Raw genomic sequence first — 23,728 nt, 5'->3', positions numbered from 1 at the left:
TTAATAGTCGACATGCCTGTCATTGATTCCGCAGCATGGTCAGCATTGAGAAAATCCATGAAAAATCTGCTGCCGTCATCTCAGTAAAGCTGAATTACCCGGTGCAGACTACCAGCCTTTCCCCGTAAGATTCATGCCGGCCATTGTTCTCATATGGTCGCTCTCGTCAAGCTTGATGACTCTGCCAGGACTCCAGATGAATCGTAATGACCTGCGTCGTGTCGACCTCAACCTGTTGATCGTGTTCGAAACGCTGATGCATGAGCGCAGCGTGACCCGTGCGGCGGAAAAGCTGTTTCTCGGCCAGCCGGCGATCAGCGCGGCGCTTTCACGCCTGCGCGGGCTGTTCGACGACCCTCTGTTTGTGCGCACCGGGCGCAGCATGGAGCCTTCCGCCCGCGCGGTGGAAATCTTCGCCCTGCTCTCCCCGGCCCTCGACTCGATTTCCACCGCCGTCAGCCGCGCGGCAGAATTCGACCCGGCCACCAGCACTTCGGTATTTCGCATCGGCCTGTCGGACGACGTCGAATTCGCGTTGCTACCGATGCTGCTCAAGCGTCTGCGCGCTGAAGCACCCGGCATCGTGCTGGTGATACGTCGCGTCAACTACATCCTGATGCCCGGCCTGCTCGCCTCCGGTGAAATCTCCATCGGCGTCAGCTACACCACCGACCTGCCGGCCAACGCCAAACGCAAGGTCCTGCGCCGCAGCGCCCCCAAACTGCTGCGCGCCGATACTGTGCCGGGACCGTTGAGCCTGGACGATTACTGCGCCCGACCGCATGCGCTGGTGTCGTTTGCTGGTGACCTCAGTGGCTTTATTGATGAAGAACTGGAGAAATTGGGGCGCAAGCGTCATGTGGTGCTGGCCGTGCCTCAGTTCAACGGGCTGAGTACGTTGCTGGCCGGGACTGACATTGTCGCGACGGTGCCTGATTACACCGCGGATGCGCTGACGGCTGCGGGCGGGGTTCGGGCGGAGGATCCGCCGCTGCCGACGCGCACCTTCGAATTGCACATGGCGTGGCGTGGGTCGCAGGATAATGATCCGGGGGAGCGGTGGTTGAGGTCGCGGATTCAGATGTTTTTTGGGGATCCGGATAGCCTGGCATAGCCTTTACCATAACGAGTCATAGAGATTAATGAATGTGGCAGTGGCTTGCGGCAATCTTCGCGACGAAATTTCCAGGGACGGTAAATTCTATGCGTGCTGCACGTATACAGACACGCCAATGAACGGACTGCGCGGTGTCATTTACCTTGCATTGCTTCTCTGTAGTGGCTGTGTCAAAACGGCCAGTATTCCAGCGGCCGATCTCACGTTATCGTCCTTCAGAATGGGCTCCAGCAATCTGTTCACGGCACACTTCAGCTCCACTGTGGATTTGCAGAACGCTTTCAGTGATTACGAACAGTCCAATCAGCTCTCACCGACCCTCAGTTGCTCCCTGAATCGAGACACGGAGTTCTCATCCGAGCATCCAATTGCCGTAAAAGCCGAAGGGCGAATAATCGCCAGCAGTCAAACCAAACCCAATTACAAGTTTTCCTCCGAACTCATCTTTTACTACACCCACCCGTATGGAACTCAACGCGACTTGAATGACTATGACGCCATCAAGCCGTTGCTCGAGTCGCAAAATTCGATCCCATGCAAAGTTCGGATAACCGCCTATGGGTACGAAGCCTATTACTCGAATACCCTATTGATCCCGTCCAGGGTCATGATTGAGCAGATTTTCAGATAGACGCCAATCGAAGGTCTATTGCCGGCCCTGTCGCAAGGCGGGGGTGGGCATTTTAATCCTCGCGTATTCACCACCGTGCAGTTTCACATCCGACCTTTGCGTCTCAGGTAACAGAGAATTGCCCTGAAACCAATTGATAGCCCCCTAACGAAAGGCGCATGCTAGAGGGCTTCGCTCGGGCTTATATCATTCCGAATGATAGTTACCTTCGTGTCATTCGATTCGTTTGCCATCTACCCGCCGAGCATCATCCGCCCATCTTCAATACATTGGCGGATGCATCCATGGAACAATCACTCAAACATTTGCGCTTCCCGTTGGCCATGTTGGCCGTGCTGGTGATGAGCGCCTGCGGCAAGACTCCGGAGACCGCCGCCACCATGCCTGCTGCCAAAGTCAGCGTGGCCAAGGTGCTGGAACAACCGGTCAACGAGTGGGACGAGTTCACCGGGCGCCTCGAGGCGCCGGAAACCGTTGAAATCCGTCCGCGGGTCTCCGGCCAGATCGACGAAGTCGCCTTCACCGAAGGTGCACTGGTCAAGAAAGGCGACCTGCTGTTCCAGATCGACCCGCGTCCGTTCCAGGCCGAGGTCCGCCGCCTCGAAGCCCTGGTTGCTCAATCCCGCGCCAATGCCACCCGCAGTGAAAACGAAGCCGGTCGTGGCGAACGTCTGCGTGCCAGCAACGCCATCTCCGCTGAGCTGGCCGACTCGCGCACCAGCGCTGCACAAGAAGCTCGTGCTGCTGTCGGCGCGCTGCAAGCGCAACTGGATCTGGCCAAGCTGAACCTGAGCTTCACCCGCGTCACCGCGCCAATCAGCGGCCGCGTCAGCCGTGCCGAGATCACCGCCGGTAACCTGGTGACCGCCGACACCACTGCGCTGACCAGCGTGGTTTCCACCGACAAGGTCTACGCCTACTTCGACGCCGACGAGCGTGTGTTCCTCAAATACACCCAACTCGCCCGTCAGGGTCAGCGCGGTGCAACCACTCCGGTGTACATGGGCCTGTCCAATGAAGACGGCAACCCGCACCTGGGCCAGATGAACTTCGTCGACAACCAGGTCAACCCGAAGACCGGCACCATCCGTGGGCGCGCCGTGTTCGACAACAGCGATGGCACTTACACCCCAGGCCTGTATGCGCGTTTGAAACTGGTCGGCAGCGGCACCTACAACGCCATGCTGATCAACGATGAAGCGGTCGGTACCGACCTCGGCAAGAAGTTCGTGCTGGTGATGGATGGCGACAACAAGACCGCCTACCGCGCCGTCGAGCTCGGTCCGAAGATCGAGGGCCTGCGCATCGTGCGCAGCGGCCTGAACAAGGACGACACGATCATCGTCAAGGGTCTGCAACGGGTTCGTCCTGGCTCGCCAGTCACGCCTGAAGTAATCCCGATGGCCAGCGAGCAGACCATTGCCGCTCTCGCTCAACAACGACAAGCGCTGGAAGCCAGCAACCTGCCCAAAGTCGCACCTGCCAAAGGCGCGCCGGGTTCGGTTGTGAAACTGGCTGCTGCGACCCCACGCGGTTAAGGGACGACAACTCCGATGAATTTTTCCCAATTCTTCATTTCACGGCCGATCTTCGCAGCGGTGCTGTCGCTGCTGATCCTGATCGCCGGTGCGATTTCGCTGTTCCAGTTGCCGATCAGCGAATACCCGGAAGTCGTGCCACCGACCGTGGTGGTGCGTGCCAACTTCCCGGGCGCCAACCCAAAAGTCATCGGTGAAACCGTGGCGGCTCCGCTGGAGCAGGCCATCACCGGCGTCGAGAACATGCTGTACATGTCCTCGCAATCCACCGCTGACGGCAAGATCACCCTGACCATCACCTTCGCCCTGGGTACCGACCTGGATAACGCGCAGGTGCAAGTTCAGAACCGCGTGACCCGGACCGAGCCAAAACTTCCAGAAGAAGTGACGCGCATCGGTATCACCGTCGACAAGGCTTCGCCCGACCTGACCATGGTTGTGCACTTGACCTCGCCGGACAAACGCTACGACATGCTATACCTGTCCAACTACGCAATCCTCAACATCAAGGACGAGCTCGCTCGCCTCGGCGGTGTGGGTGACGTGCAGCTGTTCGGTATGGGCGATTACTCGCTGCGTGTATGGCTCGACCCGAACAAGACCGCTTCGCGCAATCTGACCGCGACTGATGTGGTGACCGCGATTCGTGAGCAGAACCGTCAGGTGGCCGCCGGCCAGCTGGGCGCGCCCCCTGCCCCGAATGCCCAGAGCTTCCAGCTGTCGGTCAACACTCAGGGCCGTCTGGTCTCCGAGGAAGAGTTCGAGAACATCATCATTCGCGCAGGCGACAACGGTGAAATCACTCGTCTGAAGGACATCGCCCGCGTTGAACTGGGTTCCAGCCAATACGCCCTGCGTTCGTTGCTGAACAACCAGCCGGCCGTAGCGATCCCGATCTTCCAGCGTCCTGGTTCCAACGCCATCGAAATCTCGAACGAAGTTCGCGGCAAGATGGAAGAACTGAAGAAAAGCTTCCCGCAAGGCATGGACTACAGCATCGTCTATGACCCGACTATCTTCGTGCGCGGCTCCATCGAGGCGGTGGTTCACACTCTCTTCGAAGCACTGATTCTCGTGGTACTGGTGGTGATCCTGTTCCTGCAGACCTGGCGCGCCTCGATCATTCCTTTGGTGGCGGTGCCGGTATCGTTGATCGGTACGTTTGCGGTGATGCACCTGTTCGGCTTCTCGCTCAACGCCCTGTCGCTGTTCGGCCTGGTACTGGCGATCGGTATCGTGGTGGACGACGCCATCGTGGTGGTGGAGAACGTCGAACGGAACATTGAACTGGGGCTCAACCCCTTCGATGCGACCAAAAAGGCCATGGGCGAAGTGACCGGCCCGATCATTGCCACGGCGCTGGTGCTGTGTGCGGTGTTCGTACCGGCGGCATTCATCTCGGGTCTCACCGGTCAGTTCTACAAGCAGTTCGCACTGACCATCGCGATCTCGACCGTGATCTCGGCCTTCAACTCGCTGACCCTGTCGCCAGCGCTGGCCGCTGTGTTGCTTAAAGGTCACGACGCACCGAAAGACCGCTTCTCGCGAGTGCTGGACAAGATCTTCGGTGGCTGGCTGTTCCGTCCGTTCAACCGTTTCTTCGACCGCGCCAGCCATGGCTACGTCGGCACCGTGCGCCGGGTCATCCGTGGCAGCGGCATCGCCCTCTTCCTGTACGCAGGTCTGATGGTGCTGACCTTCTTCGGTTTCTCCAGCACGCCGACCGGTTTCGTACCCGGCCAGGACAAGCAATACCTGGTGGCCTTCGCGCAATTGCCGGACGCCGCGAGCCTGGACCGTACCGAAGACGTGATCAAGCGCATGTCCGACCTCGCCCTGAAACAGCCGGGCGTGGAAAGCGCCGTAGCGTTCCCGGGCCTGTCGATCAACGGCTTCACCAATAGCCCGAACGCCGGCATCGTGTTCGTGACCCTGAAACCGTTCGACGAGCGTAAAGACCCGAGCATGTCTGCCGGTGCGATCGCCGGTGCCTTGAACGGCCAGTACGCGAACATTCAGGAAGCCTACATGGCGATCTTCCCGCCACCGCCGGTACAAGGTCTGGGCACCATTGGTGGTTTCCGCCTGCAAATCGAAGACCGGGGCAACCTGGGCTACGAAGAGCTGTACAAGGAAACCATGAACATTATTGCCAAGAGCCATAACGTTCCGGAACTGGCCAACCTGTTCACCAGCTACACCGTGAACGTGCCGCAGGTCGATGCCGCCATCGACCGGGAAAAAGCCAAGACCCACGGCGTGGCCGTCAGCGACATCTTCGACACCCTGCAGATCTACCTGGGTTCGCTGTATGCCAACGACTTCAACCGCTTCGGTCGTACTTATCAGGTCAACGTTCAGGCCGAGCAGCAGTTCCGCCTCGAATCCGACCAGATCGGCCAGCTGAAAGTACGCAACAACAAAGGCGAAATGATCCCGCTGGCGACCTTCATCAAGGTCAGCGACACCTCGGGCCCGGACCGTGTGATGCACTACAACGGCTTCATCACCGCTGAAATCAACGGTGCCGCAGCCCCGGGCTACAGCTCTGGCCAGGCCGAAAAAGCCATCGAGAAACTGCTCAAGGATGAACTTCCGAACGGCATGACCTACGAGTGGACCGACCTGACCTACCAGCAGATTCTGTCCGGCAACACCGCGCTGTTCGTGTTCCCGCTCTGCGTATTGCTGGCGTTCCTGGTGCTCGCGGCTCAATACGAAAGCTGGAGCCTGCCACTGGCGGTGATCCTGATCGTACCGATGACCCTGCTGTCGGCCATCACCGGTGTGATCATTTCTGGCGGCGACAACAACATCTTCACCCAGATCGGCTTGATCGTACTGGTGGGCCTGGCGTGTAAAAACGCGATTCTGATCGTCGAATTCGCCAAGGACAAACAGCAAGAAGGCCTCGATCCGCTGGCCGCCGTACTGGAAGCCTGCCGTCTGCGTCTGCGGCCGATCCTGATGACCTCGTTCGCGTTCATCATGGGTGTGGTGCCACTGGTGTTCTCCAGCGGTGCCGGTGCCGAGATGCGTCATGCCATGGGTGTGGCGGTGTTCTCCGGGATGCTCGGTGTGACCTTCTTCGGTCTTCTGCTGACCCCCGTGTTCTATGTGCTGATCCGCAACTTCGTGGAGCGCAGCGAGGCGCGCAAAGCGGCCAAGGCACACAATGTTCAAAAGCCACTGGAGGCGCACCAATGAGTCTGAAAGTCTTCCTGCCGAGCCTGCTGGTGCTGGCCCTGAGTGCCTGCGCCGTCGGCCCTGACTACAAGACCCCGACGACGGAGGCGGCGAACATCACGTCCGCCACCGACGGCGCCGCCGGCCAGAAGAACTTCGACCGTTCGAAATTCGAAGGCATCTGGTGGCAGCAGTTCGACGATCCGACCCTCAACCAGTTGGTGACTCAATCGCTGCAAGGCAACCGTGAACTGCGCGTGGCGTTCGCCCGCTGGAAAGCCGCCCGGGCGATCCGCGACGATGCCAGCAACGACGCGATGCCGACCATCACCAGCCGCGCCAGCAGCGATCTGGCCAAAGGTCAGATTCCGGGCCAGACCACCCAACGGGTCAATAGCGAACGCTACGACCTGGGTCTGGACATGGCCTGGGAGCTGGACCTGTTCGGACGGATCCAGCGCAATCTGGAAGCCAGCGACGCCGACCAGCAAGCGGCCGAAGCCGATCTGTACCAACTGCAAGTCACCATGATTGCCGAACTGGTAGACGCTTACGGTCAACTGCGTGGTGCCCAGTTGCGGGAAAAGATTGCCCTGGCCAACCTGAACAACCAGCAGGAGTCGCGCAAGATCACCATCAGCCTGCGTGACGCCGGCGTTGGCGATCAGCTTGATGTTGAACGGGCCGATGCCCGTCTGGCGTCGGTCGAAGCCAGCGTGCCGCAGTTGCAGGCGGAACAGGCGCGGCAGAAAAACCGCATCGCTACCCTGCTGGGTGAGCGTCCGGACAAACTGACAGTCGACCTGAGCCCGAAAGACCTGCCGGCGATTGCCAAGGCCTTGCCGATCGGTGATCCGGGCGAACTGCTGCAGCGTCGTCCGGACATCCTCAGCGCCGAACGCAAACTGGCTTCGGCCACGGCGCGTATCGGTGTGGCCAAAGCGGACCTGTTTCCTCGGGTCAGCCTCAGCGGTTTCCTCGGCTGGACGGCCGGGCGTGGTTCGCAGATCGGGTCCTCGGCGGCCAACGCCTGGGCACTGGGCCCGAGCATCACCTGGGCAGCGTTTGACCTGGGCAGCGTGCGGGCCCGTCTGCGCGGCGCCGATGCCGATGCCGAAGGCGCACTGGCGACCTACGAGCAGCAAGTCTTGCTCGCGCTGGAAGAGTCGGAAAACGCCTTCAGTGATTACGGCAAACGTCAGCAACGTCTGATCTCGCTGATCCGTCAGAGCGAATCGAGCCGCAAGGCCGCCGACCTCGCCGAGATTCGCTACCGCGAAGGCACCACCGATTTCCTGGTGTTGCTCGACGCCCAGCGTGAACGCTTGAACGCCGAAGACAGCCAGGCCCAGGCCGAAGTGGATCTGTACCGCGGCATCGTCGCGATCTACAAGGCCCTCGGTGGCGGCTGGCAGCCGGAGACGGTCGCCAGCAAGTAACAGTTTTTAAAGAGCTCCTTTGGTTGGCCGCAACCAACCAAATTTTTTGCCCCGCGTATCATTCGGTCGCGGGGCTTTTTTGTGCCTGTCGTTCTCGGTTTTCCAGCACTGTGACCGTCGCGGTAGTGCCGGCTCTCAGTCGGTCCTTGCCTGCGTAATCGGGATCGATGCCGATCCGCACCGGTACCCGTTGCGCCAGTTTCACCCAGGTGTAGCTGGGGTTGATGTTGGCGAGCAATCGGCTGCCTTGCGCGTTTTCCCGGTCAGCAATGGCGAAGGCGATGCTTTGCACGGTGCCGCCGAATTTTTCCCCGCTCATCAATTCGATCCGCACCCGATCCCCCTCCTCGATCCTTGGCAACTTGGTTTCCTCGAAATAGCCGCTGACATAAAAGGAGCTGCTGTCCACCAGCGCCAGCAAGGCGCCGCCGGCCACTGCGTAATCCCCCTGTCGGGTCAACAGATTGGTGACATAACCGCTGACCGGCGCTTCGACTCGGGTGCGTTGCAGATCCAGCTCAGCCTGGGTCAGCGCGGCAATCGCCAACTGCACGTTGGCTTCGGCCAAACCGAGATTCGCCTGATTGCGCAACAGATCGGCCTGGGCTACCGCGACATCGGTGCTGGACTTCTCCCACTCTTCCCCGGAAATCGCGAACCCTTGTTTGAGCGTGCGTCGGCGGCGTTCTTCGCTCTGGCGTTGTTTGAGCAGCGCCTCGCTGGCGACAATGGCCGCTTGCGACTGCCCGAGCGTGGCCTTCGAGACCTCCACCGAGCGTTTCGCATGCTCGACGGCGAGGCTGTAGCGAGCCGGATCGATCTCCAGCAGCAACTGACCCTTGTCGACATGCTGGTTGTCCTGCACCGAGAGCGTGACGATGCGGCCCGAGACGTCTGCCGACAGCGTCACCACATCCGCCCTCACCCGCGCGTCCCGCGTCCACGGCGCCCTGGTGTAATGCTCCCAGGCAAACCAGCCGAGCACGATCGCCAGCAGCACCACCGCCAATGTCGTCAATCGAGTGAGCAACGTCTTCAAGGTTTCAGGCTCCCATCAGCAAAATCAGTGCGGCGCATACACAGGCGTACAAGGCGCCTTCGAACAGCGCCTCGTGCCAGACAAAACGCAGGACGCCAAGCCGGCGCAAACCCCAATCGAGCAGCAGAAAAACCGGTATGGCCAGTAGCAGGGCCTGTGCGATGGGAGGCAGGTAAACGCCGCCGATCTCGAAATCAATGGGCAAGGACGGGCTCCCCTTCAGAACTGTCGGGCTGTAAATCGTTGCCATGTCGCTCCAGAAACGACACCACGATCAACAGGGCTACGCGCATGCGAAACACCGACCACAAGTGTTCATGGGTGGCGGCATGCAGTGCATCCAGCTCATCGCCGAGCGCATGCAGCATTGTCAGCAGCGGTGTCAGGTGCACGTCCGTTCGGCCGGCGACGAAACGGCCGGTCTGCCGCAGTGCCGTTGACAGCTGCCGACCGAAAGCGTCCGTGAGCAAGGCGTTGTTCTGCGCTTGTTGCCTGAGCTGGTGCATGGCCACGCCCAGTGCTACACAGGCAAGACTGATTTCATACAGACGCTGCATGTCCCGATCATTGGCGGCCGGCAACACCCCCAGCATCGAGGTCAGGCGATCGACCATGCGACTTTCAAAGGCGAACTGCTGTTCGTCGGTGGCCGGGCTTTTGGTCAGTTGGTAAACCTGCTCCCGTGCCTCGTTGTAAAAGCGGCGGATTCGCAGCACCGGACGGAACGGGAAAATCCAGGCGTAGACGATCAGCGCCAGCATCGCCGCACTGACGTAGGCCCCGGCAAATTCGAACCACTGAATGGCGGTGTTCTGCCCGGTGCCGACATTTTGCGGGCCGAGCATCAGGAAACTCGACAGCCCCAGGCCCATGCCGATGCCGGCGGTGGCCGGGCTGGAGAGTCCGACCGCGATCACATACAGCAAAGGTGCGAGCATCAAGGCCAACATTTCGAAATCACTGATCGCCGGGACCAGCATGAATTGATAGATCGCCGACACCACCAAGGCCAGCCCCAACCCTCGGGCGTAACTCTGTGCGGCGATCAGGGGACGTGGAAAAGTAGCCATCAGTGAACACAGAATGCCCACCAGAATCATCCCGCCCCGCGCACCGTCCCACGCGGTTTCGATCCAGATCAACCCCGCTACCAGCAATGCACTGAAGGCGCGAATGGCATTCATCGTCGCGAGGGTGAAATCCAGATGCAAAGGGCTGGACTGGCCACGGAACATGCAGCTGGCTTCCCGCCCTTCCTGTATGGCGTCGCTCAGTTCGAGAATCTGTTCCAGTTGCTGTAATAGCCGCGCCTGCTCCCAGCGTAATGCCCAGGCCAGCGAGCGCAGGGTTGCGCTCATGTCTTCCGTCAGTTGTTCGGCTTTGTAGGCGAGCGCTTCGAATTGCTGTTGCAGCGCGACGAACTGGTGCCGCACTTCGACTGGCAATGAGCGACCTTGCTGTGCCAGTTGGTCGAGCAGTGCCAATTCTTCGGCGCGCAACTGCTGGATCTCCAGCGGCAGATCGCCCTCCCAGCGCTCGGTGAGCAATTCACGCTGGTGACGCAATGCGGTCAGGCGCGAAGTCAGCAGCATCAGTTGATTACCCAGCAACAACACCAGATTGTTGGCACTGCGCAGACGCGGAGCATCGAAATACAAGTGCCGACGCAGACCTTCAAGGGCGCTGATCTCCCCCAACAGCTGCATTTGTCGGCGCTGAAAGTCCGCTTCGCTTTCTTCGGTGCGAAGCACGGCGGCAGCATGGGTGGCGACCAGTCTGATCACCTGATCGACCTTCGCGAAATAATTGCGCGACACCGCCTCTGGCCGCGCCGTCAGCAGACTGACCACGCACACGCACGCCACCGCCAGCAAGGTCTCGGTGACCCTGGTCACCGCCAGCAGAAAGGTGCCGTCCTGATCCGGAATCGCCAATAGCGCCACCACCACGGCGGTGTACCCGCTAAGCACGAACGCCTGGGAGCTGGTGTAACGCAACAACGTGCCGCCAGCCGTGCACAGGGCCAGCCATAGCGCCAAAGTCGTGATGAACGGCAGCGGCGCCTGGGGAAAAATCGCCATCAGCACCACAGCCACCACCGCACCCAGCGTCGTACCGATGATTTGCCCGAAGCTGCGTGCCAACGCCATCCCGGCCAGTGGCTGACTGATGATCACCACGGCCATGATCGACCATTTCGGTTGATCCAGATCGAACAGGAACGCCAGGTACAACGTCAGCAATCCGGCGGCGATGGTTCGCAACCCAAACAGCAATACTGCCTGGCTGGGGTGGATCACCGCCTTGAAATAAATAAACAGGGATTGCATGAGTAGCCTCGTCAAAACAACTTCTGCAAGCGTAGACACTGCATGGAGGACGTGACGGTTTACAGGGCCGACAGAAGTTGTAGGCCGATTCAGTGCCCTTGGTAGGTCATATCGGGCAGAGGGTTTGACTCACGGCGCGAGCTGACAGAAGCTTGCGACCTCCGCTACAAAACGAAAGTTTCGGAAATTCGCATGCCTCAGTCTCGCCGCTATTTGCTCATCAGCCTCGGCCTTGTGCTGGTCCTCTTCGTGGCCTGGCTGTCTCTGCGAAGTACCGTGCCCGTGGTGCCGGAAGCGATCAAGCATGGCTACAGCGAAGCGCTGGCCGCCGCGCGTGCCGGCCAGCCGGGTGCCGCTCGGGTTCTGTATCAACAACTGGGGCGTCCGGATCTGTCGGTCAAGCGGCGCGTATGGCTGCATGCGGAACTGCCCAATTACCCGAGTCCGCAGGCTCTGAAGCTCGCGGATGCCGATCTGCAAAACGAATCGCCGGACGTCCGGCTGGCGGCGATCAAAAGCGTGACCGGTCTGGTGCCGGGCGGCCAGCGCAGTCTGTTGCTGGGGCCATTGCTCGACGATGAGGATCAGACCGTACGTTTTGCTGCAATCAACGCCCTGCTGGGTTTGTCTCCGGATCAACTGGGACTGTATTTCGCACCGTTGCAGCAAGGCATCGACGTGTGGGAGCAGGCGCTGAAGGCCCAGCCGGAAAGCGCCGCCAATTACGCTCAACTGGCGCGCCTTTATCTGCACAACGCCGAACTGAAACAGGCGCAAGAGGCGTTGGAGCAGACCCTGCGCCTGGACCCTGGCAATCTCCCCGCGCTGGTGATGCAGATCGAAGTGCTCGATCGTCAGGGGCAAAGCGATGCCGCCCGACAATTGCTCGCCAGACAATTGAAGGCCCAGCCCGATTCGGCCTATCTGCAGCACGCTCTGGGCCTCTGGTTGCTGCACCACGATCAACGCGAGTACGCCCTGCTCGGTTTGTCCAAAGCCGTGGAGCTCGAGCCTGACAACAAGGACTACCGCTACGACCTCGCCACGACCCTGCACAGCGCCGAAGAACTGGAGGCAGCACAAAAGCAGTTGCAGGAAATCGTCCAGCGTCACCCCGCCGACCGCAGGGCGCGGGTATTGCTGATCAACTATTGGAAAGAAAGCGGCCAGTTGCAGAACGTGCAGATTCTGCTGGCCCAGCTCGAGCAGATGAACCCGGACGACCCCTCGTTACAGCAAGGCCTCTAGCTGCCTGCTCGACACATCCCGCAAGAAAATCGGAACCGCGGTCTCGGCATAAGGTCAAGTAATCAGGCAGTGCAAAACGGCGTCCGGCGCCCGCTGCCTCGTTTTCCCCTAGTCATGAGAGGGCATTTTTTGTCTACATCGAACGCGTTGATCAGTGCAAAAGCTGCCACCGGCATTGAGGGTCTGGACGATATCCTGGCCGGCGGCCTGTCTCGCAGTCACGTTTTCTTGCTGGAGGGCGAGCCTGGAACCGGTAAAACCACGGTCGCGTTACATTTTCTGCTGGCCGGCGCCCGTGCCGGTGAGCGCTCGTTGTACATCACGCTGTCGGAAACCGAACGAGAGTTGCGTCAGGGCGCGTTGTCCCACGGCTGGGAGCTGGACGAAAACATCCATATTTTCGAACTGACTCCGCCGGAAAGCCTGCTCAATGCCGAGCACCAGCAGAGCCTGCTGTACTCCTCCGATCTGGAGCTGGGTGAAGCGACCAAGCAGATTTTCGAAGTGGTCGAACGCTTCAAGCCAACGCGCGTGGTGCTCGACAGCCTCTCGGAAATCCGCCTGCTGGCGCAAAGTTCTCTGCGCTATCGTCGGCAGATTCTGGCGATCAAGCATTACTTCGTGCGATACGACGCCACAGTGCTGCTGCTGGACGACCTGACCACCGAATCCCTCGACAAGACCGTGCACAGTGTGGCCCACGGCGTGATCCGGCTTGAGGAACTGACCCCCAACTACGGCGCCGAACGACGGCGTGTCAGGGTGGTCAAGTATCGCGGTCAGAAATATCGCGGTGGTTATCATGACTTCACCATCATGGGCGATGGCGTGCATGTCTTCCCGCGTCTGGTAGCGGCCGAACACCGGGGCGATTACCCACGGCTGCAACTGACCAGCGGAATAAAAGAGATGGACGCGCTGTTGGGAGGCGGCATCGAGACCGGTTCCAGCACATTGATTCTGGGCCCGGCGGGTACCGGCAAGTCGCTGATCTCGATGATCTTTGCGGCCGCAGCGGTGAAGCGCGGGGAAAAAGCTGCGCTGTTCATCTTTGATGAAGAGCTGGAGCTGCTGTTCGAGCGCATGAAAAACATCGGTATCGACCTCAAGGCCCTGCGGGCCACCGGCAATCTGATGATCGAGCAGGTCGACGCCGCCGAACTGTCGCCAGGCGAGTTCTCGCACCGTGTGCGGCGCTGCGTCGATGAGGGCGACATCAAGACCGTGGTGATCGACAGCATCAACGGTTACCAGGCGGCAATGCCGGAAGAGAATGCCCTTGTGCTGCACATGCACGAATTGCTGCTGTACCTGAACCGCAAGGGCGCCGCGACCTTCATGACCGTCGCCCAGCACGGTCTGGTCGGCGACATGCAGGCGCCGGTGGACATCACGTATCTGGCCGACACCGTGATACTACTGCGCTACTTCGAAGCGCTCGGAAAGGTTCGCCGGGCGATTTCGATCATCAAGAAACGTACCGGCAGTCACGAATCGACAATCCGTGAGTACCGCATTTCCTCCCAAGCCATGACCATCGGTGAGCCACTGGAAGCCTTCCAGGGTGTATTGCGTGGCGTTCCGACCTACCTCGGCGCGAGCAATCCGCTGCTTAAGGATGACAACTTGTGACCGTCAACGTACCGCTGTCGGAACGGGCGCTGATCCTGGCGCCCCTGGGTCGCGACAGCCAGATTGCGCTGATGATCCTTAATGAGGCCGGTTATGGCGGCTTGGTCACTTCCGATCTTGCCAGCCTGTGCAGCGAGCTGGAGCCGGGAGCCGGCCTGCTGTTGATCGCCGCCGAGGCCTTGCGTGGCCCGGAACTGGAAACCTTGTTGCTGTATCTGGAACAGCAGCCTGCCTGGTCGGACTTGCCGATCGTATTGCTGACCCATCATGGCGGCCCCGAACAAGGCCCCTCTTCACAGCTCAGTGAGTTGCTGGGCAACGTGACGTTTCTTGAACGTCCTTTCCATCCCGCGACGCTGGTCAGCCTGATTTCCGCCGCTCTGCGCGGCCGGCGACGACAATACGAGGCTCGCGATCGTCTGATCGATCTGAGCGAGAGCGAGCGGCGCCTGCAATCGACCCTCGAGACCCTCGAACAGCAAGTCGAAGAACGCACGGCTCAGTTGCGTCACAACGAGGAAGCGTTGCGTCAATCGCAGAAGATGGAAGCGGTCGGCCAGCTCACCGGCGGTATCGCCCACGACTTCAACAATATGCTGACCGGCATCATCGGCAGTCTCGAATTGCTGCGCCGGCGCCTCGCACGCGGTCGTCTCGACGATCTGGACAGCCTGATCGACCTCGGCGTGACCTCCGCCAACCGCGCCGCCGGCCTGACGCATCGCCTGCTGGCATTCTCCCGGCGCCAGTCGCTGGACTCCAAAGCCGTGCAGATGAACGATCTGGTGCAATCGATGGGCGAACTGTTGCAACGCAGCCTCAACGAAAGCATTCAGCTGGACATGCGCCTGCATGAACAATTGTGGGTAGCCGAGGCCGATCCCAATCAACTGGAAAGCGCCCTGCTCAACCTGGTAATCAACGCGCGCGACGCGATGCCCGATGGCGGCAATCTGGTGGTCGAGACGGGTAATCAGGTGCTGGGGCAGGATTTCACCGCCGCTTACAGCAATCTGGAGCCCGGCGATTATGTGGTGCTGAGCGTGAGCGACAATGGCTGCGGCATGCCGGAAAGTGTCATCAATCGCGCGTTCGATCCGTTTTTCACCACCAAACCGATTGGTCAGGGCACGGGGCTTGGTCTGTCGATGATCTACGGCTTCAGCAAGCAGTCCGGCGGGCATGTCGCGATCGACAGCGAAATTGACCAAGGCACCACGGTCAAACTCTATCTGCCGCGCTTCCAGGGTGAATCCCTGCCCCACACCCCGATCGATATGGAGCACGCCCCTGACGCCGTTGAAGGCGAAACCGTGCTGATCGTCGAAGACGACCCGGCCGTGCGCGTGCTGGTCAGTGCGGTATTAAGTGAGTTGGGTTATGGATTTGTCGAAGCCAGTGACGCTGACGGTGCCGTTCCCATCCTTGACTCGACCCAGCGAATCGACCTGCTGATCAGCGATGTCGGCCTGCCGGGCATGAACGGTCGGCAGTTGGCAGAAATCGGCCGACAATACCGGCCCGATCTGAAGGTTCTGTTCATCACCGGTTACGCTGAACACGCCGCCGTGCGCGGGGGGTTTCTCGATCCGGGCATGCAGATGATCACCAAGCCATTCACCTTCGACCTGCTGACGGCAAAGGTGCGGGAAATGATTCGCGGCTGACATCCTGCTACCTGTCGAATCAGACAGACGGTCGCACTCCACTAGCGGCCAACTTTCAATCATAGGCTGCTTTTTCAGTGTTTTAACCTGTCAACTTTGACAGCTATCCAGTTGCGCACAATGTTGCTTGAATCTCGGCGAAAGCCCCTCGGGCCCTGCAAAAGGGAACAGGGACCGGTCAACGAATCGAGATGAGAGGATGGCAACATGAACGGGAAACTTGCACTCGGATTGATGCTCGTTCTGTCATTGGCAGCGTGTCAGCTTCACGAGCAGGGATCATTACAGAGTCCGGATACTGAAAAAGCGGTTCCCCGTACAGTTTCCTCGGCGGCACAAAGCGGTCCAGCAGTGGCAGCGGCTCTGACCGCGCGATATCTGGATGTAAGGGCGAATTGTGGTTCTGCTTCCATGCCCGCGTTTCTCTGCCGCGGGATCATCCTTCGCTCTACCGTTCCGTCTACCGCCTACAAGGCGTGGAACCCCAGTCCCCATTCTCAAAATAGTGGAGGTGTATCTTTTTCGTACCTGAGTGCAGATTCCAAATTTACCGGCCTCGTATTCAGGCAAAAAAACGGCTTCATCTTTCATCCAGTACTGAACAGTCCCATCGGTACGGCCAAAATTGAAATTCTGTGCGCATTTCCTATCGACGGGGGAACCACTTTACGCGACAAACCCGGTTGCGGAGCACATCCTTACGACCCGGTGGGCAGCCGCCGGTGCCAGACAGTAGGAATAACTACCGCAGAACAATGGGTCGCACGGTGGAATCAATACAAGATGGGCTACAACATGTGTAGCTTTGATGTCAGAGATTCGATGAATAATCTGGCTGCTGATTCGTTCTATCAAAGTATCAGGGCGCACAATTTGGCGAACTTCTTCGCGGGATTACACGATTACATCGAGTTGATTCTGGCCACGTGGCCCCAGGATATTCCGAGTAAGTTGCCCATTCAGGCCTTCTTCTATCTGAATGATGGATTGGCGGGTGCGCAATACGATCAGACAGACTTTTTCAAATCGACGGGGATCGTCATTCCGATCATAAAAATCACACTGCCAGTCACACCGGCAGCCGATGCAGTGTTCACCTTCAACCCGGCAGACCAAGTGGAAAAGGAATGCTCGCCGAACCCTGAAAACCCCTGCTAAGAACGGGGGGCTCAGGCCAGCAGTTCCTGAATCTTTTCCTGCAACACATCCAGATCGAACGGTTTTTCCAGGATCGGCGCCCTGCGGGTGATAGGGCTGCCGGTCTCCCGGATTTCCTGCGGGTAGCCGCTGATGAAGATCACCTTCAGATCGGGGCGCAATTTGACGGCAGGTTCGGCGATCTGCACGCCGGAGATCCCGCCCGGCAGGCGGAAATCGGTAATCAACATGTCCAGATGCGGCTTGCTCGCCAGAATCTCGAACGCCTGCTCGCCGTTTTCGGCCTGCAATACGCGATAGCCCTGGCCTGACAAATAATCGGTCAGGACCATCAGGATCACCGGTTCGTCCTCGACGACGAGTACTACATCTTGTGCATCTACGCTCATGGGAAGCCTTTGTTCGGTCAATAGCTGCTGATACGACCGTGTGGTCACTCAGAGGTTGCGTTTGTTTCGCCGTTTTCCTGGAGCGGCAGACAAACGCGAAACAGGGCGCCCTCGTTGATCTTGCTTTCGACGACGATGGAGCCGCCATGGGCGGCGACGATCTGCTCGGAAATGAACAGACCCAGTCCGAGACCGGCGACCACCGTCTTGGCGGAAACCCGTTCGAACTGTTGAAAAATGCGTTTCTGGTTTTCCTCGCTGATGCCGATGCCCTGATCCTGAACTTCGACCCGGGCTTCATTGCCTTCGCGATAGACCCGAACCTGGATCGGACTTTTACCGCCATAACGCAAGGCGTTGGTCAGCAGGTTCGACACCACCTGCTCGATGCGGAATTCGTCCCACTGCCCTTGCACCGGTTCCTTCGCCGTGAAGCTGACTTCAGTCTCGGCCGCTTCGATCTGCTGGGCGAAATTTTGCAGCAGATTGCCGACCAGTTGCGCCAGATCGAACCGACTCGGCCGGATCGACAGCTTACCGGTGCGGATCCGCGACACGTCGAGCATGTCCTCGATCAGCCGGATCAGGCTTTTGATCTGGCGCTCGTCGCGGTCGACCATCGCGTGCATCTTGTCGAGGGTGAACGCGGCGGCGTTGTCCCGGGCCAGGTGCATCTTGCGCAACTGGGTTTCGAGGATAAGGCCGTTGAGCGGCGTACGCACTTCGTGGGCGACGATCGACATGAAATCGTCGCGCATGCGCACCGCCTGCTCCAGCTCGCCCTGGGTGCTTTGCAGTTGCTGCAACAGCGCTTCCTGTTCGCGACGGCTCTGCTCGAGGGCTTCGACCTGTTGTTTCATCGCCTTGCTCTGGCGGTACAGGTCGACAAAGACGTTGACCTTGCTCTTCACCGCATGGATGTCCAGCGGCTTGTGCAGGAAGTCCACTGCGCCGCTTTCATAGCCCTTGAACGCGTAGTTCAGTTCACGCCCGGCGGCGCTGACGAAGATGATCGGGATATTCTTGGTTTTCTCGGTGCCGCGCATCAGCTCGGCCAGCTCGAAACCGTTCATGCCGGGCATCTGCACGTCAAGAATGGCCATGGCGAACTCGTGTTGCAGCAGCAGCGACAGCGCTTCGTCCGCCGACAGTGCTTTGTAAACGGTGCGATCCTCACGTTTGATCAGCGCTTCGAGGGCCAGCAGGTTCTCGGGCAGATCGTCGACGATCAGCAGTTTTGCCTGGATATTGCTCAGCATGCGATTCGTTCCAGCTCGACAAGCAGACGGCCGATGCCGTGGATGGGAAGTATGTAATCCGGTTGATGCGTCTTCAGCGCCGCGCGCGGCATGGTGGCGACCTGAGCCTCGTCAGGATCCTGCACGACGGTCAGCCCGCCCTGCTGTTTGACGTGGGCCAGGCCCCGGGCACCATCGTGGTTGGCGCCAGTCAGCAGCACGGCGGCCAGCGCCGGCCCGTAGGCATCGGCGGCGGACTCGAACAGAAAATCGATCGAAGGCCGCGAGTGATGCAAGCGGTCTTCAAGGCTCAGCGACAGGCTCAGGTCCTGCTCCACCGACAAGTGATAACCCGGCGTCGCGAAGTAAACGGTGCCGGGCTCAATGTCCTGTTTATCGATGGCTTCAGTCACTGGCAGCGCCACTCGCCGGGCAAACACCTCCGCGAGTTGGCTGCGGCGTTCTTCCGGCAGATGCAGCACGATGATGATCGGCAACCCGAACCCGGCCCGCAGTGAGCCGAGCAGTGTCAGCAAGGCCTCGACGCCACCGGCGGAAGCTCCGACCACAATCGCCTCGACCCGAGGCAAATCTGCTGCGCTGTTCATGATTTGCGGTAGATCCGTTCTTGTTTCACCAGCGGTTCGAACTGATTGGAGTAGCCGGAAAAATCCAGAGTTTCCTTGCTGCCCAAGACCAGGAATCCACGGTGGCACAACGATTCATGGAACAATCCGAAAGCTCGATCCTGAAGCTTTTTATTGAAGTAAATCAACACGTTACGGCATGAAATTAATTGAGTTTCAGAGAATACACTATCGGTCGCCAGGCTGTGATCGGCGAAGGTCACGTTCTCGCACAGGCTCTTGTCGAAGATCGCGTAGCCATAGGCAGCAGTGTAGTAGTCGGCGAAGGAGCGCTGACCGCCGGCCTGCTGATAGTTGGCCGTGTAGGCGCGCACGTTTTCCATCGAAAAGATCCCCTGCTTGGCCTTGTCCAGCGAGCGCGGGTTGATGTCGGTGGCGTAGATGATCGTGCGGTCGAGCAGGCCCTCCTCGCGCAGCAGAATCGCCATCGAGTAAACCTCCTCGCCCGTGCTGCACCCGGCGATCCAGATCTTGATCGACGGATAGGTCTTGAGTAGCGGCACCACTTCCTGGCGGATCGCCAGGAAGTGCGACGGATCGCGGAACATCTCGCTGACCGGAATCGTCAGCAATTGCAGCAACTGCATGAACGCCGTCGGGTCGTGCAGGACCTTTTCCTGCAACGCCGAAATGGTCGCGCATTCGAACTGGCTCAGCGCATGCTGCACCCGACGCTTGATCGACGCGCCGGAGTAATCGCGAAAGTCGTAGCTGTACTTGAGATAAATCGCCTCGATCAGCAACCGCAGTTCGATTTCACTGTTCCGTTCAACGGGATTACTACGTTCCACTAAATGCGTTCCATCTTCGGTAACCACACGCGAATCAGCGAGAAAAGACGATCCAGGTCGATGGGCTTGGCCAGGTAATCATTGGCGCCCGCCTGCAGGCAACGCTCCTGATCGTCCTTCATGGCCTTGGCCGTCACCGCGATGATCGGCAGCTTGCGCCAGCGCGGATCCTTGCGGATTTCCATGGTGGCTTCAAAACCATCCATTTCCGGCATCATCACGTCCATCAGCACCAGGTCGATGTCCTCGACTTCATTCAGTTTTTCAATCGCTTCACGACCGTTTCGACCGATCACCACGACTGCACCCTTGGTTTCCAGCGCGCTGGTCAGGGCGAAGATGTTACGTACATCGTCGTCCACCAACAGCACTTTGCGACCTTCGAAGACCTTGTCGCGGCTGCGGGCGGTCTTGAGCATCTTCTGCCGTTCATGGGACAACTGCGATTCGACTTTGTGCAGAAAGAGTGTGACCTCGTCCAGCAAACGCTCCGGCGAGCGTGCGCCCTTGATGATGATCGAGCGCGAATACTTGCGCAGATCCGCCTCTTCGTCGCGGGTCAGATTGCGCCCGGTGTAGACGATGACAGGCGGGAACGAGCAGATGTCTTCGGTGGACATGCGCTTGAGCAGGTCGTTGCCGAGCATGTCCGGCAGCTTCAGGTCGATGACCATGCAATCGAAGATCGTCGTGCGCAGCAGATCCAGCGCGTCCTGGGCAAGTCCTACAGCGGTGATTTCGATGTCGTCGTCGCCGATCAGCCGGGCGATGCTTTCCCGTTGCAGATCATCGTCCTCGACCAGCAGCACGCGTTTGACCTTTTGGGTCAGCTTGGCTTCAAGGCGCGCGAACACGTCCTTGAGCTCTTCGCGGGTGGTCGGCTTGACCGCGTAACCGATGGCTCCCATGTGCATCGCCGCTTCGACGCGGTCTTCCACGGAAATCACGTGCACCGGGATGTGGCGGGTTTCGGCGTGTTCCTTCAGGCGTTGCAGCACGGTCAGGCCTGAATGGTCCGGCAGGCGCATGTCCAGCAGGATCGCGTCCGGCAAAAACTCTTTCGCCAGGTCATAACCTTCATCGGCACCGTGGGCGACCAGGCACTGATAACCCAGTTCATGGGCCAGGTCATAAAGGATGTGGGCGAAATTCGGTTCGTCTTCCACCACGAGGATGCAGCGGGTATTGAATGGCGCTTTGTTGCGGTCATCGTTGAAACGCGGGATGTCGACGGGCGCCAGTGGCGAAACCGCTGCCACAGGTGCAATCACAGGTGCGGAGGCCGGTGGGCTGAAGGTTAGCGGCGTTACCGGCGTGTCGCCCGGCTCGCTGTATTGCTGCGGCAACACCAGGGTGAAGGCACTGCCCTGCCCCGGCGCGCTGCTGACACTGATCGAGCCGCCCAGCAATGTCGCCAGATCCCGGGAAATCGACAGGCCCAAGCCGGTGCCACCGTATTTGCGGTTGGTGGTGCCGTCGGCCTGGCGGAAGGCCTCGAAGATGCTTTCCTGCTGGTCCTGAGCGATCCCGATCCCCGAGTCGCGCACGATGAAGGCGATGCGATTGTCCGGCTGACCGGCGATGGTCAGGCTGACCGTACCGTGCTCGGTGAATTTCACGGCGTTGGACAGCAGGTTCTTGATCACTTGCTCAAGACGCTGACGGTCGGTGAACAGGGTGATCGGCGCATCGGACTGCAACTCGACACTGAACGTCAGCTTCTTGTCCGCCGCCAGCGGTTCGAACACGCTGCGCAAGCCGTCGGCCAGACGCGCGACGCTGGTGTTTTCCGGCATCACTTCGAGCTTGCCGGCCTCCACCTTGGAAATGTCGAGAATATCGTTGATCAGGTTGAGCAGATCGTTGCCGGCGGAATAGATCGACTCGGCGAACTTGACCTGCTCGGCGCTGAGGTTGTCCTGCGGGTTTTCCGCCAGCAGCTTGGCCAGGATCAGCGAACTGTTCAGCGGCGTGCGCAGCTCGTGGGACATGTTGGCCAGGAACTCTGACTTGTACTTGCTGGAACGCTGCAGTTCTTCGGCGCGTTCTTCGAGCTGCACCTGAGCCTGATTGAGCTCGGTGTTCTTCTGATCCATGGCGTCGCGCTGCTCGGCCAGGGTCTGGGCCTGTTCGGCCAGTTGCTCGTTGGTCTGTTCCAGTTCGACTTGCTGGGTTTCCAGATGCGCCTGGGATTCCTTGAGAATCCGCGACTGCTCTTCCAGCTCTTCGTTGGCGGTTTTCAGCTCCTCCTGCTGCACCTGCAACTCTTCGTTGAGCTGCTGGGTTTCGGCCAGTACTTCCTGCAAGCGCTGGCGATAACGCGCCGCTTCAATGGACGTGCCGATGTTGCCGGCAATCAGCTCCAGCAGGGCCACATCACGGTCGGTGAGCGGCCGCAGGAAACCCAGTTCGATCACGCCGTTGACCCGGTCGTCATCGCTGGTCGGCACCACCAGCACGCTGTGCGGCAGGCCTTCGCCCAGGCCGGAACTGACCTTGAAATAGTCGGACGGCACCGAGTCGAGTCGAATCAGTCGGGCCTGCTGGGCGACCTGCCCGACGATGCCCTCGTCGCTGTAAATCGATTGATCCTGTTGTTCCTGCTCGCGAGAGAAACCGTAGGTCGCCACGCGTTTGAGGCCGCCATGCTCCTCGCGCACATAAAGCGCGGCCACGGCGGTGCCAAGGTACTGGGCGCAGAACTGCAGAATGTTGCGCCCCAACAGATTGACCGTCAGTTGCCCCAACACTTGTTCGGCGAGTTGGGTCTGCCCGTTGCGCAACCAGGCTTGCTGCTCGAGACGTTGTGCACTGGCCTCTTGCGCCGCCAGGGTCGCACCGTAACTTTGCGAAAGGTTGACCAGATCGCGCCGACCGACATAGGCCAGCAGACCACTGATACCTGCCACGAACAGCAGGTAGAGGCTGATGCTCCAGATCGTGGTGCGGCGAACGTCTTCGTTGCGTGTGGTACGCAATGTCTGCTCGGTATCGATCACGTCGTCGAACTGCTTGCGGATCTCGTCGGTCAGGCGCTTGCCGCGACCTGCCTTGACCGCAGCCTTGTAGTCGCCGCTGGAGCGTTGCAGGTCGATCATCGACTGCGCGTAGGTCGCCCACTCGGTTTGCAGCGCCTGAAGACGGCGCAGGCGATCGGTCTGCACCGGGTTGTCGGCGGTCAGTTCAAGCAAGGTGCTCAGCGCCACGGCGATGCGTGGTTTGGCCGTCTCGTACGGGTCGAGGAAATGCTCGTCACCACTAAGCAGATACCCGCGCATGCCGGTTTCGAGGTCCACGGTGAGTTTCACCGCTTCGTTGGCGTTATTGATCACCCGGTCGGTGTGCTCCACCCACTGGATCACGGACAACAGATAAGTGATCAGGGAAATAAAGAACACGGCACTGATGACGCCGACGCCCAACGGCAAACTGACGTTGCGACTCAGGAGTTTGCGAAACCGTTGCTCATCAACCGAAGACGGAGAGGACATGAGGAAGCCTTGTCGAACTGTTGAAAACCAGAGAGTTTGCCCCAAAACGGCGGCATGGATCCATTTTTCTCACAGTGTTAGCACTGTTTTCCCACATTTGCCTGCGCCGAATCCCAGGCCAACGGTTATCCTTGCCCACCCGTTTGCGACTATTCTTTTTTGTATCCACTCGGGAACTTGTGGCTAT

At 59.6% G+C, this 23,728-nt stretch carries 17 protein-coding genes; 9 read left to right on the top strand and 8 right to left on the bottom strand.

What is annotated here, in order from left to right; all coding sequences use genetic code 11:
* Positions 1-196: 196 nt before the first annotated feature.
* From IHQ43_RS14730 to IHQ43_RS14710, 5 genes are all read left to right on the top strand, one after another.
* A complete protein-coding gene (locus tag IHQ43_RS14730) occupies positions 197-1,114 on the top strand; it encodes a LysR family transcriptional regulator (protein ID WP_244142209.1) in 918 nt (305 codons plus the stop codon).
* A gap of 118 nt (positions 1,115-1,232) precedes the next feature.
* Positions 1,233-1,748, top strand: coding sequence for a hypothetical protein (locus IHQ43_RS14725; protein WP_192561055.1), 516 nt, complete (start codon positions 1,233-1,235; stop codon positions 1,746-1,748).
* Between the two features lie 284 nt (positions 1,749-2,032).
* Positions 2,033-3,286, top strand: a complete 1,254-nt coding sequence (mexE, locus tag IHQ43_RS14720; protein WP_192561054.1) for a multidrug efflux RND transporter periplasmic adaptor subunit MexE — start codon at positions 2,033-2,035, stop codon at positions 3,284-3,286.
* 15 nt (positions 3,287-3,301) lie between these two features.
* Positions 3,302-6,493 carry an efflux RND transporter permease subunit gene (locus IHQ43_RS14715; protein WP_192561053.1) on the top strand — a complete coding sequence of 1,064 codons (3,192 nt, stop codon included), beginning with the start codon at positions 3,302-3,304 and terminating at the stop codon, positions 6,491-6,493.
* A complete protein-coding gene (locus IHQ43_RS14710; RefSeq protein WP_192561052.1) occupies positions 6,490-7,911 on the top strand; it encodes an efflux transporter outer membrane subunit in 1,422 nt (473 codons plus the stop codon). The genes IHQ43_RS14715 and IHQ43_RS14710 overlap by 4 nt, the downstream gene beginning before the upstream one ends.
* A gap of 58 nt (positions 7,912-7,969) precedes the next feature.
* Here IHQ43_RS14710 and IHQ43_RS14705 read toward each other — a convergent pair whose 3' ends face one another.
* Genes IHQ43_RS14705 through IHQ43_RS14695 form a run of 3 tightly spaced genes read right to left on the bottom strand, consistent with a single transcriptional unit; the run spans position 7,970 to position 11,280 of the window.
* Positions 7,970-8,950, bottom strand: a complete 981-nt coding sequence (locus IHQ43_RS14705; RefSeq protein ID WP_192561051.1) for an HlyD family secretion protein — start codon at positions 8,948-8,950, stop codon at positions 7,970-7,972.
* 4 nt (positions 8,951-8,954) lie between these two features.
* Complete coding sequence (locus tag IHQ43_RS14700) at positions 8,955-9,155, bottom strand: DUF1656 domain-containing protein (protein ID WP_039768281.1); 201 nt, start codon at positions 9,153-9,155, stop codon at positions 8,955-8,957.
* The gene (locus tag IHQ43_RS14695; RefSeq protein WP_192561050.1) at positions 9,145-11,280 is read right to left on the bottom strand and encodes an FUSC family protein; all 2,136 of its coding nucleotides are present in this window, start codon (positions 11,278-11,280) and stop codon (positions 9,145-9,147) included. The genes IHQ43_RS14700 and IHQ43_RS14695 overlap by 11 nt, the downstream gene beginning before the upstream one ends.
* A gap of 192 nt (positions 11,281-11,472) precedes the next feature.
* On the opposite strand from IHQ43_RS14695, the gene IHQ43_RS14690 reads away from it, so the two are divergent.
* The 4 genes from IHQ43_RS14690 (at position 11,473) to IHQ43_RS14675 (ending at position 16,985) form a co-directional block, all read left to right on the top strand.
* Entirely contained in the window at positions 11,473-12,528 is a 1,056-nt protein-coding gene (locus IHQ43_RS14690; protein ID WP_192561049.1) for a tetratricopeptide repeat protein, read from the top strand.
* 129 nt (positions 12,529-12,657) lie between these two features.
* A complete protein-coding gene (locus IHQ43_RS14685) occupies positions 12,658-14,160 on the top strand; it encodes an ATPase domain-containing protein (protein ID WP_192561048.1) in 1,503 nt (500 codons plus the stop codon).
* Complete coding sequence (locus tag IHQ43_RS14680; RefSeq protein WP_192561047.1) at positions 14,157-15,827, top strand: ATP-binding protein; 1,671 nt, start codon at positions 14,157-14,159, stop codon at positions 15,825-15,827. The genes IHQ43_RS14685 and IHQ43_RS14680 overlap by 4 nt, the downstream gene beginning before the upstream one ends.
* Before the next feature lie 207 nt (positions 15,828-16,034).
* Positions 16,035-16,985: a halovibrin HvnA gene (locus IHQ43_RS14675; protein WP_192561046.1), complete on the top strand. Its 951-nt coding sequence runs from the start codon at positions 16,035-16,037 to the stop codon at positions 16,983-16,985.
* Positions 16,986-16,996: 11 nt separating this feature from the next.
* Here IHQ43_RS14675 and IHQ43_RS14670 read toward each other — a convergent pair whose 3' ends face one another.
* The 5 genes from IHQ43_RS14670 to IHQ43_RS14650 are packed head-to-tail and all read right to left on the bottom strand — an operon-like array spanning position 16,997 to position 23,541.
* Positions 16,997-17,374 carry a response regulator gene (locus IHQ43_RS14670; protein WP_007954537.1) on the bottom strand — a complete coding sequence of 126 codons (378 nt, stop codon included), beginning with the start codon at positions 17,372-17,374 and terminating at the stop codon, positions 16,997-16,999.
* Positions 17,375-17,418: 44 nt separating this feature from the next.
* A complete protein-coding gene (locus tag IHQ43_RS14665; protein WP_192561045.1) occupies positions 17,419-18,633 on the bottom strand; it encodes a hybrid sensor histidine kinase/response regulator in 1,215 nt (404 codons plus the stop codon).
* Complete coding sequence (locus IHQ43_RS14660; RefSeq protein ID WP_192561044.1) at positions 18,627-19,220, bottom strand: chemotaxis protein CheB; 594 nt, start codon at positions 19,218-19,220, stop codon at positions 18,627-18,629. Before IHQ43_RS14660 ends, IHQ43_RS14665 begins: the two co-directional genes overlap by 7 nt.
* Positions 19,217-20,050, bottom strand: a complete 834-nt coding sequence (locus tag IHQ43_RS14655; RefSeq protein ID WP_085603817.1) for a CheR family methyltransferase — start codon at positions 20,048-20,050, stop codon at positions 19,217-19,219. Before IHQ43_RS14655 ends, IHQ43_RS14660 begins: the two co-directional genes overlap by 4 nt.
* A complete protein-coding gene (locus IHQ43_RS14650) occupies positions 20,050-23,541 on the bottom strand; it encodes a response regulator (protein WP_192561043.1) in 3,492 nt (1,163 codons plus the stop codon). Before IHQ43_RS14650 ends, IHQ43_RS14655 begins: the two co-directional genes overlap by 1 nt.
* Positions 23,542-23,728 lie beyond the last annotated feature (187 nt).

Origin of the sequence: Pseudomonas gozinkensis (genome assembly GCF_014863585.1) — a bacterium.
In the GTDB taxonomy this organism is placed as follows: Bacteria; Pseudomonadota; Gammaproteobacteria; order Pseudomonadales; family Pseudomonadaceae; genus Aquipseudomonas; species Aquipseudomonas gozinkensis.
This window is presented reverse-complemented; position numbering and strand designations above follow the sequence as displayed.